The sequence below is a fragment of the Cohnella sp. genome (genome assembly GCF_041640265.1).
GTDB lineage: Bacteria > Bacillota > Bacilli > Paenibacillales > Paenibacillaceae > Cohnella.
In genome coordinates this window covers 1-15132 of the sequence record NZ_JBEQAP010000015.1, presented here as the reverse complement: position 1 = coordinate 15132, position 15132 = coordinate 1, and the positions used below count along the sequence as shown (strand labels likewise).

At 48.1% G+C, this 15132-nt stretch carries 18 protein-coding genes and 1 pseudogene; 5 read left to right on the top strand and 14 right to left on the bottom strand.

The window, feature by feature from the left end:
• Nucleotides 1–215: 215 nt before the first annotated feature.
• From ACESLK_RS12885 to ACESLK_RS12865, 5 genes are all read right to left on the bottom strand, one after another.
• Complete coding sequence (locus ACESLK_RS12885) at nt 216–917, bottom strand: 5'-methylthioadenosine/adenosylhomocysteine nucleosidase (protein WP_373229878.1); 702 nt, start codon at nt 915–917, stop codon at nt 216–218.
• Nucleotides 918–1001: 84 nt separating this feature from the next.
• Entirely contained in the window at nt 1002–2015 is a 1014-nt protein-coding gene (gene ccpA, locus ACESLK_RS12880; protein WP_373229876.1) for a catabolite control protein A, read from the bottom strand.
• Between the two features lie 129 nt (nt 2016–2144).
• A complete protein-coding gene (gene ytxJ, locus ACESLK_RS12875) occupies nt 2145–2507 on the bottom strand; it encodes a bacillithiol system redox-active protein YtxJ (RefSeq protein ID WP_373229875.1) in 363 nt (120 codons plus the stop codon).
• Between the two features lie 87 nt (nt 2508–2594).
• Nucleotides 2595–2975, bottom strand: coding sequence for a hypothetical protein (locus tag ACESLK_RS12870; RefSeq protein ID WP_373229874.1), 381 nt, complete (start codon nt 2973–2975; stop codon nt 2595–2597).
• A 102-nt stretch (nt 2976–3077) separates the two neighbouring features.
• Nucleotides 3078–3500, bottom strand: a complete 423-nt coding sequence (locus tag ACESLK_RS12865; protein WP_373229873.1) for a VanZ family protein — start codon at nt 3498–3500, stop codon at nt 3078–3080.
• A gap of 107 nt (nt 3501–3607) precedes the next feature.
• On the opposite strand from ACESLK_RS12865, the gene ACESLK_RS12860 reads away from it, so the two are divergent.
• Complete coding sequence (locus tag ACESLK_RS12860) at nt 3608–4132, top strand: type 1 glutamine amidotransferase domain-containing protein (protein ID WP_373229872.1); 525 nt, start codon at nt 3608–3610, stop codon at nt 4130–4132.
• Nucleotides 4133–4221: 89 nt separating this feature from the next.
• Here ACESLK_RS12860 and ptsP read toward each other — a convergent pair whose 3' ends face one another.
• Genes ptsP through ACESLK_RS12830 form a run of 6 tightly spaced genes read right to left on the bottom strand, consistent with a single transcriptional unit; the run spans nt 4222 to nt 10432 of the window.
• A complete protein-coding gene (gene ptsP / locus ACESLK_RS12855) occupies nt 4222–5967 on the bottom strand; it encodes a phosphoenolpyruvate--protein phosphotransferase (RefSeq protein ID WP_373229871.1) in 1746 nt (581 codons plus the stop codon).
• On the bottom strand, nt 5964–7850 hold the full coding sequence (locus ACESLK_RS12850; RefSeq protein ID WP_373229870.1) for a glucose PTS transporter subunit IIA: 1887 nt from the start codon (nt 7848–7850) through the stop codon (nt 5964–5966). The genes ptsP and ACESLK_RS12850 overlap by 4 nt, the downstream gene beginning before the upstream one ends.
• A gap of 59 nt (nt 7851–7909) precedes the next feature.
• On the bottom strand, nt 7910–8338 hold the full coding sequence (locus tag ACESLK_RS12845) for a CoA-binding protein (RefSeq protein ID WP_373229869.1): 429 nt from the start codon (nt 8336–8338) through the stop codon (nt 7910–7912).
• Between the two features lie 27 nt (nt 8339–8365).
• Nucleotides 8366–9658 carry a 3-phosphoshikimate 1-carboxyvinyltransferase gene (gene aroA, locus ACESLK_RS12840; protein ID WP_373229868.1) on the bottom strand — a complete coding sequence of 431 codons (1293 nt, stop codon included), beginning with the start codon at nt 9656–9658 and terminating at the stop codon, nt 8366–8368.
• 22 nt (nt 9659–9680) lie between these two features.
• On the bottom strand, nt 9681–10058 hold the full coding sequence (locus tag ACESLK_RS12835; protein WP_373229867.1) for a fluoride efflux transporter FluC: 378 nt from the start codon (nt 10056–10058) through the stop codon (nt 9681–9683).
• Nucleotides 10055–10432 (bottom strand): fluoride efflux transporter FluC, encoded by a 378-nt coding sequence (locus ACESLK_RS12830; protein WP_373229866.1) that lies wholly within the window; start codon nt 10430–10432, stop codon nt 10055–10057. Before ACESLK_RS12830 ends, ACESLK_RS12835 begins: the two co-directional genes overlap by 4 nt.
• Before the next feature lie 79 nt (nt 10433–10511).
• On the opposite strand from ACESLK_RS12830, the gene ACESLK_RS12825 reads away from it, so the two are divergent.
• Complete coding sequence (locus ACESLK_RS12825; protein ID WP_373229865.1) at nt 10512–10817, top strand: rhodanese-like domain-containing protein; 306 nt, start codon at nt 10512–10514, stop codon at nt 10815–10817.
• A 111-nt stretch (nt 10818–10928) separates the two neighbouring features.
• Here the strand turns inward: ACESLK_RS12825 and gndA are convergent, their stop codons facing one another.
• Nucleotides 10929–12344, bottom strand: a complete 1416-nt coding sequence (gene gndA / locus ACESLK_RS12820) for an NADP-dependent phosphogluconate dehydrogenase (protein WP_373229864.1) — start codon at nt 12342–12344, stop codon at nt 10929–10931.
• A gap of 174 nt (nt 12345–12518) precedes the next feature.
• Between gndA and ACESLK_RS12815 the strand changes: the two genes are divergently transcribed.
• Nucleotides 12519–13049, top strand: coding sequence for a YceI family protein (locus ACESLK_RS12815; protein WP_373229863.1), 531 nt, complete (start codon nt 12519–12521; stop codon nt 13047–13049).
• A 103-nt stretch (nt 13050–13152) separates the two neighbouring features.
• Here the strand turns inward: ACESLK_RS12815 and ACESLK_RS12810 are convergent, their stop codons facing one another.
• Complete coding sequence (locus tag ACESLK_RS12810) at nt 13153–13752, bottom strand: hypothetical protein (RefSeq protein WP_373229862.1); 600 nt, start codon at nt 13750–13752, stop codon at nt 13153–13155.
• A gap of 129 nt (nt 13753–13881) precedes the next feature.
• Nucleotides 13882–14244 carry an ATP-binding cassette domain-containing protein gene (locus ACESLK_RS12805; RefSeq protein ID WP_373229979.1) on the bottom strand — a complete coding sequence of 121 codons (363 nt, stop codon included), beginning with the start codon at nt 14242–14244 and terminating at the stop codon, nt 13882–13884.
• Here ACESLK_RS12805 and ACESLK_RS12800 point away from each other — a divergent pair.
• Nucleotides 14219–14323, top strand: a pseudogene (locus tag ACESLK_RS12800) (LuxR C-terminal-related transcriptional regulator); the annotation flags it as partial. The gene ACESLK_RS12805 and the pseudogene ACESLK_RS12800 sit on opposite strands and share 26 nt — an antisense overlap.
• Before the next feature lie 22 nt (nt 14324–14345).
• On the top strand, nt 14346–14996 hold the full coding sequence (locus tag ACESLK_RS12795; RefSeq protein WP_373229861.1) for a DUF1054 domain-containing protein: 651 nt from the start codon (nt 14346–14348) through the stop codon (nt 14994–14996).
• The last annotated feature ends 136 nt before the right edge of the window (nt 14997–15132 follow it).

The window sequence follows — 15132 nt, the reverse complement described above, 5'->3', positions numbered from 1 at the left end:
GATTAAGACGCTGTGAGCGTGTTAGAGGTGTAGAAGCAGTTAGTTTAGGTGGATTAAGACGCTGTGAGCGTGTTAGAGGTGTGGAAGTAGTTAGTTTAGGTGTTTCCGCGCTTCACGCGAGTATATACAGAGGCAGCTCCAAAAGTCTTCGACTGTTTGGAGCTGCCTTTACATTACGTGCGCACCTTGCGGTACTTTCCTCAGAAGCCTACAGCCTATAGCTGTTTAATCATCTCATTCACGATAGCGTAGGATCGATTTGCTGCCTCCACTGTAAATTCCGCGAAGTTAACATGCGCGGACCCGTCAGCTTTATCTGACATCGAACGAATGATCACGTGCGGAATAGCATTCATATAGCACACTTGAGCTACTGCTGCCCCTTCCATCTCTGTGCATGCCCCTCCTAGCTCCTCGTAAAGTCGCTTAACGACTCCACGATCCGCAATAAACTGATCACCCGATAAAACCTTACCCTTATGACAGCGCCCCGGATAAACCGTTTTCCCGGCTTCTTCAGCCAGCTTCACTAATCCGCTGTCCGATGGGTATTCCGATACATCCTGAAAGGGGATCGTACCGCGCGGGAATCCTAAAGCCGTCACATCCACGTCGTGCTGCAGGCTGCTTGTAGAAACAACAATGTCACCGATGTTTAAAATCGGATCAACTGCTCCTGCCACTCCAGTGAAGATGATCACATCCGTATTAAAGCTATTAATTAAGATTTGAGTACATACCGCCGCATTCACTTTACCTACTCCAGAACGGGTTAGAACAACCCTCTTACCTTGAAATACGCCGCGATGATAAGTGATACCTGCATGCTCCTCTGCCGTCGCATCCTGCAACTGCGCTAACAGAAGGTCAATCTCCTCCTGCATGGCTCCCATAATACCAATTGTTCCATAGACCATCTCAATCTTCCTTCTCTCATAAAGAGGCCCCGCACCGGTCAAGTATTGACCGAGGCAGGGCATTCTATTTGTATTTTATTCGTATTAGTTGCCTTTGGGTCCGGTTACGGAACGTCGTATGATTAATTCATGCGGTAAAGTTACCTTCGAATTTTCCACGGACTCCTTCTTCATAAGCTTCGTAAGAAGTCTCATAGAAACGGCCCCGATATCGTACATCGGTTGGGCAACTGTGGTCAGAAGAGGACGAACCATCGATGAAATACGGCTATTATCCACGCTAATGACAGATACATCCTCTGGAACGTTTAACCCTGCATCCTGGATACAATGAATAGCTCCGATAGCCATCTCATCTGTCGCAGAGAAAACTGCAGTAGGCCGCTCAGGCAAGTCCAGGAAGTACTGCATCGCATCGATGCCTGATTCGTACTTATAATTACCCACTCTTACGAATTCCTCGCGATAAGGAATACCTGCTTGCTCCAAAGAGCGTTTGTAACCTTGGAAACGAGCATATCCATTCGCAGGATCCTGCAGGGTACCGCTGATCATCGCAATAGACTTATGTCCCTCAGCGATGAGTCGGTTAACCGCGTCAAATGCCGCTCCTTCATGGTCGATATCGACGGAAGGAATTGTACCCTTATCATCGGTTGTCGCACAAAGAACAATCGGTACATTTGAGGATCGGAACGCTTGAATGTGCTCTTCAGTCACAGCACCGCCCATGAATAACAAGCCGTCTACTTGCTTCTCCAGGAGGGTGTTAATGACTCTGATTTCTTTGTCTTTGCGTTTATCTGCATTACAAAGAATAATATTGTAATGGTACATATTCGCAATATCTTCTATTCCTCTTGCCACCTCAGCAAATATGGCATTGGCGATATCGGGAATGACAACGCCAACGGTCGTCGTCTTCTTGCTTGCTAAACCTCGTGCAACCGCGTTCGGTCGATAGCCAAGGCGTTCGATGGCTTCGAATACCTTCTTGCGAGTTTGGGGTTTAACATTAGGATTGTTGTTGACAACGCGAGAAACCGTCGCCATCGAAACTCCGGCTTCACGTGCCACATCATAAATGGTTACCGTCACTAGAATTCGCTCCAATGTTCGTGATCGGAGAGCAGATGCTTGTCCGATCATGGATTATAAAGGTAATCATACGACAAAACCTCATGTTTAGCAATCTGACATGAATGTAATCAGAATGTGAATTCGATATTATTGGCTATTTGCAGGGCTGCCTAGCTTCTCTGAAAGGAAGGCATATGTAATATGCCAATGGGAAGTATCCCAAACAGCCTCTCCGTCCTTCACAAGAATGGCTTGCGGAGAAGCATGTTTAATTCCCAGCTGTTCTGCAATCGCATTGCTTATCGGGCGTTCTTCAATAACATGTACAATGGCGAAATCGACTGGCGCTGTATTCGTATCTTTGATATAGTTCATCAATTCCTCGTGAGCACCTGCACTGACGGAACAGCTCGTGCTGTGCTTGAAAACAAGCAAGGGCTTCTCGGAAGACGCCTTCAAAGCAACGTCCCATTGGTTCACTGACATTAATTGCTGAATTTCTGCCATCATTTTTAGCCTCCTAGAAACACAATAAGCTAAGAGTAGCAGAAAAGTAAGCCGTTCGCAAAAAAAGGGAGCTGCAGCCCCCTTCTCTGTCTATGATATATATTGCGCGCTTAATTGGGATAATCGGTTATGTAATTCACTCTTCCACATTTTATCCCCTAATGATGAGGCAATCAACAATAAGTCTAGCAATTGATTCACTCTCTCTTCAGCCGCCCTAGCAACAACTGAGGCTTGCAGCGAATCCGCTTGGTTCATCACATGGGATAGCACGCCTGCCCACTCATGTACCTGATCGAACGGGATACTATGGGCCGCTGGCTTAGATCCTAATTGACCTACCAGCTTTCCAACGTCTTCCTTGACTCCTGGGAATACATCATGACGTCCACATTGGGAACAATTGTACACTGGGACATTGTTAATTTTTACTTTTCTCGCGAAAATAACGGTACGGAGCTTGAGATTCATATTTCCTCCGCATGAGCAGGTTTTAAGCAACGGGATTCTCTCCTTTAAACAAAAAGAGCTTACATCCCAAATATATTCGTTTACAACTCCTCAAATCCTGCTTTAACTGCCGGTGTAATTTCTGGAATTCCGTCCTCTATTCAGAAAAAAGCCAAATAGGACTAGAAGGCTGGCTGCCCCTGCACCAATAGCATCATGCCACAAATCTAAGCTGTCTGGACTCCTCATCGGAACATATGCTTGATGCCATTCATCCGTAATTCCGTATAACGTGCATATCGCGACGTTTAACAAACATCCCAGCCAAGTCCCTGCCAGCTTTCCAAGAGCAAAAGCAACAGTTAAGCCGAGAATAAAAAAAGCGACATAATGCATCGGATTGAAATCCGTCAACCAAGGCAGCCATTTCTGAACCCAAGGCAGAACGCTATCCAATTGATCCCCGCTGCGCGAGGAAAAAATGAAGATTGCCAGCATACAGAGGATGGCCGGAAGGTATCGCCAAGCTCGCTTGTATATTGCCAAATAGATGAGCTCCTTTCTTTTCTCGAAAACAAACGTGAAGGATGACTTATGATTTGGTACAATAGATGTCTGATGAACCCCTTAAATCAAAGATTGGAGGCTCACGAATGTCTGCAACCAAAAGTGTCGTATGTTTGCTGGATGATGAATTCGAGGATCTAGAACTATGGTATCCCGTATATCGAGCTCGCGAAGAAGGAGCCGAAGTCCTGTATGCCGGTCCTGAGAAGGGCCGTAAGCATATCGGAAAATATGGCGTTCCTGCCATAGCTGATATTTCGTATGATGAGCTTGATGCGGATCGCTTTGACGGAGTTCTTGTACCCGGAGGCTGGGCACCGGACAAAATCCGTAGAGATCCGAGAGTACTAGACTTCATAAGACGGATGAACGAGCTAAACAAACCGATCGGCCAAATCTGCCATGCCGGTTGGGTACTCATATCCGCTAAAATCTTGGAGGGTAGAACGGTTACCTCCACGCCTGGAATTCGGGACGATATGGAAAATGCCGGTTCGATCTGGCTGGATGAAGCAGTCGTGATCGATCGGAATATCGTATCCGCCCGCAGACCGCCTGATCTTCCACCGTACGCCAAAGCCTTCTGCGACCTTCTGTTTAACCGTGAATAATCTTTTCATTGTATGATAGCTAGCCTTCATGCCGCCGGGTATCCCCTATGCCAGCGGTGCGGAGGCTTTTTACGCTGCCTTCACACTCTTTATTGAACGCTGCCGGGTGTAAGCGCCGCTTCCGCGTGAAACTGATTTGCCAGCCGGCGGATTTCCCCTGCTGTCGCGCACCGGAACATCTCCTCTAGCAGCTTACGGCTATCTGCTGCCTTTGTCCGGAGCACGCTCTGTTTCACCGGCAGAATGGCTTGAGCAGATAAGCTAAGCTCCTCGATGCCAAGGCCAAGCCAAATCGGCAATGCATTCACGTCACCCGCGATTTCCCCGCAGACGCTGACTGGAATACCACGCTCTTTAGCCGCTTTGGTAACAGCTCGAATCATTCTAAGAATGGCCGGATGATACGGTTCATATAAATGGTTAATCTGTTCATTCATTCGGTCTACAGCCAATGTAAACTGGATCAAATCATTCGTTCCTATACTGAAGAAGGATACCTCCCGGGCTAATAAATCCGCGATCGCTACCGCAGCGGGAACCTCGATCATAATGCCTGTTGGGATATGCGCCATGTAGGGAATACCCTCTTCCAAAAGTTCGCGCTCCGCCTCAGCCAATACCTCATTCGCCTCGCGGACCTCTTCTACGGAAGCAATAAGCGGGTACATGATCTTAATGTTGCCATAGACGGAAGCTCTAAGAATAGCTCTTAACTGGACTTTGAACAAATCCTTGCGCTCCAAGCTGAAACGAATGGCTCTGAACCCAAGAAAGGGGTTAACTTCCTCAGGCAGCTCGTAATAATCAAGCTGCTTGTCACCGCCGATATCCAAGGTCCGAATAATCAATGTTTCTCCCTGAAGCTTCTCCGCGACTGCTCGGTAAACAGCGAATTGTTGTTCTTCAGTAGGGAAATGATCACGATCCATGTAAAGAAATTCCGTCCGAAACAGCCCTACGCCCTGCGCTCCGTTGCTCAGCGCTGCTTCTAATTCCTTTAATGAGCTGATATTCGCCGCCAGCTTCAGAGCGATTCCATCCGTCGTTATGGCTGGCAGTTCTACGATCGATAAGAGCTGTTCTCTTGCCGCTAACTGACTTTTGCGGAGTTCCGTATACCGTGATATCGTTTCTGGAGTCGGCTCCACCTGCAGCAGGCCTGCTCCTCCATCCACGATTAACAGGTCCCCGGTGCCAATGAGATGCTCGAGCTTCCCTTCTACTCCCATCACCATCGGTATACCGAATGCCCGGGCCATAATAGCGGAATGCGAGGTTGGACTTCCGATCATCGTGACGATTCCGAGGACGAGCTCAGGCTTCAGATGAATGAGCTGCGAGGGGGAAAGCTCGCGTACGACCAACACGAAGGGCTGAGTATCTTCGGGCAGAGCAATATCCGGGGCTCCAAGCAGATGCTTGAGCAAGCGGTTACCCACATCCTTAATATCGAGGGCGCGTTCTTTCATATATTCATCATCGAGAAGATCAAACATGGTCACAAAGTGATCAATTGCTTCTTTAACCGCTACCTCTGCCACTTTGTATTGCCTTTGAATAATGCCTTGAATTTCATTCATGAATACGGGATCTTCAAGTATAGCAATATGGGCATCGAAAATACTTGACTCTTCCGATCCGACTGCCTCGTCAAGCTCCGTCTTCATTTGCGTGATTTCTGTTTTAGAGCGACGGATGCCTTCGTATAGTCGATCGAACTCCTTAGCTAAATCAGCCACGTCGATCCTCTGATCCGGCAGCTCCCATTCCCAATGAGGCAAAACAAATGCTTTACCGATTGCAATACCATCCGAGGCCCCTAAAGCTTGAATCATTTCTCTGCCCCCTTCTTCTCTCTATCGTGCACGACCACAGACATTACAGCAGCCTGACCCTTTTTGACTGCTTTAAATGGTGCGAACCGCCAAGATTTAACGATATCAGGATTTGTTATGACCATCGGTGTTGCTAATGATTTGGCATGCAGCTTCAAGCTAGGGATATGGAACTTCAGAAGAGGCTGCCCCGGCGATACTTCATCTCCGATTTTGGTGAGAATCGTAAAGCCTTTCCCTTCCAGATGTGAGGTATTAATGCCGACATGCAGAAGGACCTCCAGGCCGTCTTTGGTCTCCAAGCCAATCGCATGCAACGAAGGGTGTATATGGATAACCTTCCCCTGAACCGGAGCTACCAGCTCGCCTTTGTCCGGAATAAAGGCTACACCGCGGCCGACCAATCGCTGCGCGAAAATGGGATCGTCTACCTCTTCAAGAGGTATCATTCTACCCTGTACAGGAGCATGGAATTGGACCTGCTGCACATCCAGCTGCATCAGCTTCTGAATCTCTTCCTTGATGAGCTCCGAGAAGGTACCGAATACGACCTGTACATGACCCCCGCCAAGCCGAATGACCCCCGCAGCCCCTAGGTGCCTTAGTGACTGCACATCCACTCTTCGATCGTCCTCCAAGGTTAACCGAAGACGCGTAATACAAGCTTCAAACCTGATCATATTCTCTTTGCCGCCTAAGGCTTGCAAGATTAACGGGGCACGGTAAGGGATATCACCCGCCCAGTCATCCAATCTCGTCGCGTCCTCGCGTCCAGGAGTCGGCAATTGAAATCGACGAATGCTATATCGGAACAAGACGTAATATAGCAGCCCGACTGCGAGACCGATCGGAAGTAATAGCCACCCTCGCGCAGCAAGAGGCATATTCACCAAAAACTCCAGCGCCCCTGCCGAGAACGTGAATCCATGATGAATGCTAAGCTCGTACACAAGCCACATGATCCCGCCAGACAAAAGCGCATGGACAAGAAATAAATAAGGGGCTACGAATAAGAACGCAAACTCTATGGGCTCCGTTATCCCTGTAAGAAAAGAGCCGAGGGCCGCCGTGCGAAATTGCTTTTTGGTTTTGGGCTTCAAGTCCTCCCTCGCCTCGTGGATAATGGCAAAAGCAATCGCCGGCAGGGCAAACATCATCGTTGGATACAACCCCGCCATAAATATGCCTGCAGTAGGATCACCCGCAAAAAAACGAGGCAAATCACCAAAGTATACGACGTCTTCAGCGCTCTTATACTCACCTACTTGAAACCAGAATAAGTGATTCAACAAATGATGAAGTCCGAATGCAACTAGAATCCGATGCAGAAAGCCATATAAGAAAATACCGAAGCCGCCGGCTGAATAGACGAGAGTTCCGGCTGAAGCCGCCCAGCTTCTCAGACCCTCGCCTGCACCGATCATAAGACAAGCAAACAAGAGTGAAACTACGCTCATGAATAACGGAACAAATCGGGTACCTCCGAAAAATTGCAAAAACTCAGGCAATTGAAAGGTTTTAAAACGGTCATGAGCCCATCCGGACAATATTCCGATAACAGCACCCGCGAACATAGAGGGTTGAACGCCGGACGGATCATAGGTGTGGGTGACAATATGAAAAATAAACATCCCAGTCAACGCCGCCATCCCAGCTGCAGCAGTCTGATTGGACATACCAAGGGCTATTCCAATCGCAAATACATAGGGCACGAATTGAAAGATTCCCATCCCCGCTGCGTACAGGAGCTCTGGTACTTGCGGCCATCCCATGGCTTCCCATGGCAATCTCGATAACATAAGAAATATAGCGGCGGCAGGAAGCACCGTCATCGGGAGCATCATAGCCCGTCCAAGCCTTTGGAGATAGCCGACTCCGAACATGAGTCTATTTCCCCCTCCTTTCACTAGGTGGTAAGAACCTTATCCGTTATTTATTGAAATTAGGATTTACCGTTTGGCAGCAGGATGGAGTCCTCCACCTTGATACAGCGATCCATGATGACTTGCAGACCGCCATCGGACGCTATTGCTGCTGCTTCTTCGTTCGAGATGCCCAGCTGAAGCCAGAGAACTTTGGCACCTACAGCAACGGCTTCTTCCGCAATCGGAGGTGTATGCTCGGGACGGCGGAAGACGTTAACGATATCAATCGGAACGGGAACGTCCTTAAGCGAGGCATAGCTAGTCTCACCTAGTATAGTTGCCGCGTTCGGATTAACAGGAATGATCTTGTAGCCCTTCTGTTGCATAGCCTCGGAAACCATATGCGAGGTTTTGGATGGATCATCTGATAGTCCTACAACGGCAATTGTAGTTGATTGCTCAAGTATTTTCTTAATCTCTTCACGTGGCGGGTGAGTATATGACATCGATTAAGCCTCCTTATAAGAGCTAACTTAGTTTACCCACTCTACCTTGGCGCCAAGCGCTTTCAGATGATCGAAATATTGCGGATACGACTTAGCTACGTGATGGGCATCCTTGATTCGAATTGGCTGAGCAGAACGTAAGCCGACTATCGTTAACGCCATAATAACCCGGTGATCAATGTGAGAATCGATTTCTACGCCGCCTTCAACGCCTTCGGGACGGCCATGAACGATAATCTCATCCTGCTTCTCTTCTACGCGCGCTCCGGCTTTGCGAAGCTCTGCCAAGTAATCGGTGATCCGATCGCATTCCTTGTAACGCAGATTTTCTACGTTATAGAAACGTGAAGTCCCTTCAGCGAATACCGCTGCAGCTACCATGGCTAGAACACCATCGGTAAATTCATCTCCATCGAACTCCCCTGCCGTTAGTCGGCCATTCCCTTTCACGTGAACAATGCCATTCTCATGGGTTAGAGGGACATTCATCGCTCGAAGCACATCAACAACCGCCCGTTCTCCTTGCTTGCTTTCCTCCAACAGACGATGAACAATCACATCCGATTCCGTAACCGCAGCTGCCGCGAGAATTGCGGCAGAGCCTGGATAATCGCCTTGAACGGTATAGGTTTGAGCTTTGTACTTCTGGTTGCCGGGAATCCGGTAATGCATCAGATCCTCAGAGGCTTCGACCTTAATACCCGCCTGTGCAAGCACCTCGAGCGTTTGTCCGATAACGACCTTGGACTTCAAATCATGCAGCACCTCAATTTCACTGTCCTCACTAAGCAGCGGAGTCAAGAACAACAAGGAGCTAAGGAATTGCGAGCTAATGTTTCCCGACACCTGAATTTTACCGCCGCGAGGGTTCCCGCCTCGGATTGTCATTGGTAAGCGTCCATTCTCATGCTCGATATCAACTCCCATACTTTCAAGAGCCACGATCAAATCATCATGCGGTCGCTTGCCTAGCGATTGAGGATAAGCGTTCACAAAGTAAACTTCGGGAAGTAAAGCGGCAATGGACATAATGAAACGGAGAACAGCTCCGGCATTCCCGACATTTAATTCCTTTGCAGGCTTGGGGTTACGGCCGAAGCCGGTAATGACAATTTTCTCCGCATCCTCTTCAACCACTGCCCCTAAATCGCGAATACAGCGCCGCATAGCTTCACCGTCTTCGCTGTGTGCCGGATACAAAATCGTACTTGTCCCTTCGGCCAATGCCGAGACAAGAAGATACCGGGTTGTGTAATTTTTGGAGGATAACGCTTGCATTTCGCCTTCAAGTCTGCCAGTTGGGTTTACGATCATATCCATGAACAAACACTCTCCTAGTACGTTATGTATATAGTAGATATCCTAATCCAACACCGATTGCCGTTAAACTCCAGCCCCCTAAATAGGTGGCAGCCATGTAACCGGCCAGTACATGTCTAGATTCATTGTTAACCATCGTTGCTTTCTGAACATTCAGTGTCGAATAGGTGGTGAGTCCACCTAATAGGCCAATTACCGTAAATGCATAAACAGCTTGATACTGATGCTCCCAGTTCAGTCCAATAAAAATTCCAATGGCAAATGACCCTGCCAGATTTACGATTAGTGTTCCATAGAAACTAGGCTTTTGTCTGGCGATAACCAAGCGGCCGATTCCATAACGAAGCAAGGAACCGATTGCACCTCCTGCTCCGACTAACAAGGCAAGCCATAGGCTCATTCAGCTGTGCCCCTTCCCCAGTTCAGTCCTGCAGCTGCAAGCATCCATCCCCCGATTGCGCTTAACAAAACATAAGCACCAGCATATAGAAAAGCGCGATGCTCATACAATAACCACAATTGCCCATTAAATGCGCTAAAGGTCGTAAATGCACCCAGAAATCCAGTCCCGGCTACTTCCCCCCACCATGCAGGCATGCGTTTACGGCTCAATAAGCCGAATAAATAACCAAGCAGTATGGAACCAAGTAAATTTACGAGTAGAGTTGCCCAAGGGAACGAAGCGTCTGAGCCTTGCGGAAGTAAGTATCCGATCTGATAACGGGCAATCGCCCCGAGAAACCCGGCAACGGCAATGCCAAGCACGATCCTCATGATTCCTCTGTCCCTTCATTGACAGCTCTATGCACAGTTTCTTATGATGAACATAAGTTTCAAGAAAGGATGACTAATGATGAGTAACTATACGACAACAACCGTCGAGGAATTAAAAGCACGACTGGATGCCGGAGAAAAAATTCATTTGATTGACGTTCGCGAGGACGAAGAGGTCGCGCAAGGCATGATTCCGGGAGCCATTCACTTGCCGCTGGGCCAAGTGCCGCAGCGTTTAGACGAAATTCCACGGGAGGAAGAAGTCATCATCATCTGCCGCAGCGGCTATCGCAGTGATCAAGCATGCCAGTACTTAGCGTCTCTTGGATATACAGGCACTACCAACCTTGTCGGGGGTATGCTGGCTTGGGTTAATCTGCCTTAGCATACCTTTGTTTTACGATTTTTCTATCATATCATATAAATGGCCGATGAGCTCCCGAATGGTCGGGGCTCGATCGGCCGCAGCTGCTTGCTCTTCAAATTCGGATTAAGTTTATGAATTTAACCATTCATGGTGGAACGAACCTTCTTTATCTAAACGTTTGAATGTATGTGCGCCGAAATAATCCCGCTGCGCTTGAAGCAGGTTCGCAGGCAAACGCTCCGAGCGGTAGCTGTCGTAATAAGCGATGGCGCTGGCGAATGAAGGTACTGGGATACCATAGCTGATAGCAGTCGAAACCACTTCGCGCCACGCATCCTGATACTTCTCAACGACGTCTTTGAAATACTCGTCCAGCAGCAGGTTGCGAAGCTGTGGATCGCGGTCATAGGCGTCTTTGATGTTTTGAAGGAAACGTGCGCGAATGATGCAACCGCCGCGGAAGATCATCGCGATGTCTCCATAACGCAGGTTCCAACCATATTCTTCGGAAGCCGCGCGCATTTGAGCGAACCCTTGTGCGTAGGAGCAAATTTTGCTTGCGAACAAGGCTTTGCGAACACTTTCAATGAACGCGGCTTTGTCGCCTTGAAATTTGCTTGTTTTCGGTCCTTTGAGAACCTTGCTTGCAGCCACACGCTCTTCCTTCATAGCAGACAAGAAACGTGAGAAGACGGATTCAGTAATGATAGACAGCGGAACGCCCAGATCAAGCGCACTTTGACTCGTCCATTTACCCGTTCCCTTCTGTCCGGCAGCATCCAGAATGACATCGACCATAGGCTTGCCCGTTTCCGGGTCCTTCTGCGCGAATATATCTGTTGTAATTTCAATGAGGTAGCTATCCAGCTCGCCTTTGTTCCATTCGCTGAAGATGTTATGCAGCTCGTCCGTGGAAACGCCAAGTATATCCTTTAGAAGCTGATAAGCTTCGCAAATGAGCTGCATATCGCCATATTCAATGCCGTTGTGCACCATTTTGACATAGTGTCCGGCACCGTCTGGTCCGATGTAAGTACAGCAAGGATCGCCGTTTACTTTCGCGGAGATGCCCGTCAGAATCGGCTCTACCAAACGATAAGCTTCTTCGGGTCCGCCCGGCATGATGGATGGGCCTTTCAAAGCGCCTTCTTCGCCGCCGGATACTCCCGTTCCAATGAAGTGGAAGCCTTTAGCCGTTAAATCTTTGCTGCGACGCTGCGTGTCTGGGAAATAGGCGTTTCCGCCATCAATAATAATATCGCCTTGATCCAGATGCGGCAGCAAGGAGTCAATCGTAGCATCCGTTCCTGCACCCGCTTGCACCATGATTAGAATTCTGCGAGGCTTCTCCAGAGAGTTCACGAATTCTTCAACTGAGAAAGTTCCAACAAGCTTCTTACCTTGACCTTCTGTGTTTAACAAATCATGAGTTTTTTCAGGTGAGCGGTTGAATACCGCAACGGTAAACCCGCGGCTCTCGATGTTCAGAGCGAGGTTACGTCCCATTACAGCTAAGCCGACAACACCGATGTTTGCATTAGACATGGTTTCTTCATCCTTTGATCCTAAAATTTTCACAATACGACCATTGTACTCTTTTTACCCGAAGAAGAAAACCTAGATCTGTTATTTGAAAATCAAGTTAATAAATTTCGCTTGCTTTATATCGTAACTTAATATTTAATAGTATATATAAATACTAAAGGGATGTGAATCAAAATGACAACAAGCAACTGGCAATTAGACAAATCTCATAGCGGTGTTACTTTTAGTGTACGTCACATGATGATCACTAACGTTCGCGGAAGCTTTAATGAGTTCGACGCGGCAGTAACCGCTGACACTGACAACCTCACGGCTGTAGACGCAACTCTTACAATCGACGTGAACAGCATCAACACCAAAGACGAAGGACGCGACGGCCACTTGAAATCCCCGGATTTCTTCAATGTCGAGCAGTTCCCACAAATCATCTTCAAGAAGACTTCGCTTGTTGCAAAAGGCGGAGACGACTACTCACTAACTGGCGACATTACGATTGCCGGTGTAACGAAATCCATTACTTTAAACACGGAGATTGCCGGTCCTGCGAAAGACCCTTGGGGCAACATTAAATTGGGTGTTGTAGCAGACGGCGTGATCAATCGCTCTGATTTCGGCCTGACATACAACGCGGCGCTAGAAACTGGCGGTTTCCTAATCGGAGACGCCATCAAAGTACACATCGAATTGGAATTCGCACAAGCTTAATACGCGATTCAATCGGCAGTAATCCTATATCATACAAAAGCGGAGCATTCCTTTTCGTTAAGGAGCTCCGCTTTTTTTTTGACTTTATAGTTATACTTCCTCATCAGAGCTCCAGAACCAACATCTCTATTCGCATACTCTTCAGCTTTTCCTTACTCGACTCGATCTGCTCCGTCCATCCGTTCTGAATCGCTTCATGAAGAACAGCTAACTCGTAATCGATTTCAAGACGCAGTACGCCCGCCCGTTGCTCGGCTCTCTTAGATTTGAAAGCCTGAACCATGTCTTCTACCGTAATCTGCGGTCGTTTTTGAAAAATAATCCGATGTTCCATGCCGGACACCTCCACGAGACGGATAATTTCACCGAACATGATGTTCTCAATTCTAAGCACTTGACGGTCGTTGAACCTCTTTACAATGGCGTGGCCGCGGGAATCGCCTATGAGCTTCTCGATCCAAATCGCCAGCTTCTCATCCTTGACCAGATAATCTCCTACCATTTTGTAACGATTAAGCACCCTTAGAAATTTAAGCTTTAGCAGCTTCCTCCCGGTTCGGACGGATACGATGAATTGGTGCTCACTCTCGTTCCAGTACAAGGAATAACCTTCCTGGATCAGCTCACGGATCAGATTCTGAATTTGGCGGCGGTCAAACCGAAGCTCCAGGTTGCAATACTCCACTTCATGACTGCGGTTCACGGCCATCCCCCCTCCTGCATTAATCGCATGGCTTGAGATGTTGACCGAATTATCAGACTATTTATTCTTACTTCTATCTTATACTCCATCTTATGTTATGGCAACTTGGTTTCTTGACTATTTTCTAACCTAATTTATCCAACAAACCCGCTCCGAGGATCGAAGAGGGTTTGGATATGGGCTAATTAACCCTTGGCAGGCTGTAAAATGGTTGATCCGAACGCTAGGAGTACGGCAGCTAATAGAAGAAGAAGAATTCCGAGCCCCATCCGGATAGCGGGCAACCAGACTATTTAATCGTCTTTTCATCCCGCCGGAGAAAGTACCCGGCATGTCCTGTGCGAATTTCTGAAGGCCGGTGAATTCAAGCGCTTCTTCAACTCGTTCGTTAAGCACGCTTCCTTGCAGTCCGCATAATGCAGAAAAAAAAGTAACGTTCTCGCGCGCAGACAGCAGATCATATATACTATTCTTAAGCGAAGGGACCGTCAAAAATTACATCTCCGAAATCTTAGGAAAGCTAGCTCTCCGAGATCGAACACAAATTGCAATCTTCTATTTGAAAAATTAAACGACAGGGAGAGTTTCCTAATATGACACAAGCAACAACTGCAGCAGCTGCTTTCGCCGGGTTTGGCGAGCGCGATTTTGAAGTATTCGAGATTGGAGGCCTAGAGGCGCGCATGGATGCGCTGATTGAAAGAGTTCGTCCGAAATTACACTTAATAGGAGATAAGCTAACTCCAAGCCTCAGCGAATTATGCGGAGAGGAAATGTTCACTCATGTCGCGAAGCATGCAAGACGCACAGTGAATGCCCCGAACGATACTTGGGTTGCCTTCGCTAACAACAAACGGGGCTACAAAGCTCATCCACACTTCCAAGTCGGGCTGTGGTCGACGCATGTATTCGTACAATTCGCTATTATTTACGAGTGCCCCAATAAGAACGTCTTCGCAGAGCGTGCGCTGGCTGAGCTAGACTCTGTTCGCGCTTCGGTACCCGGGAGCTTCGTGTGGTCCAAGGATCATATGGTGCCAACCGGCAGCGTTCATTCGGAGCTCACGAACGACGAGCTGTCTGAGCTCTTCATGCGGCTCAAGACAGTCAAGGCTTCCGAATTGACATGCGGCATACATGTCTTGCGGGGCGACCCCCTGCTCGCTGATGGAGAGGCTTTCTTGAAGCAGGTTAAAGAAACTTATCGTACCTTGCTCCCATTGTACCAGATGGCGTTCGCCTGATCATGGCGGAGTGTAATAGCCGGGCTTAGCGATAGTTTGCATAATGCAAACAGCGTCGCTGGTTTGGGTGCATTGGCGGGCTGTAGTTTACATAATGCAAACAGCGTCGCTGGTTTGGGTGCATTGGCGGGCTGTA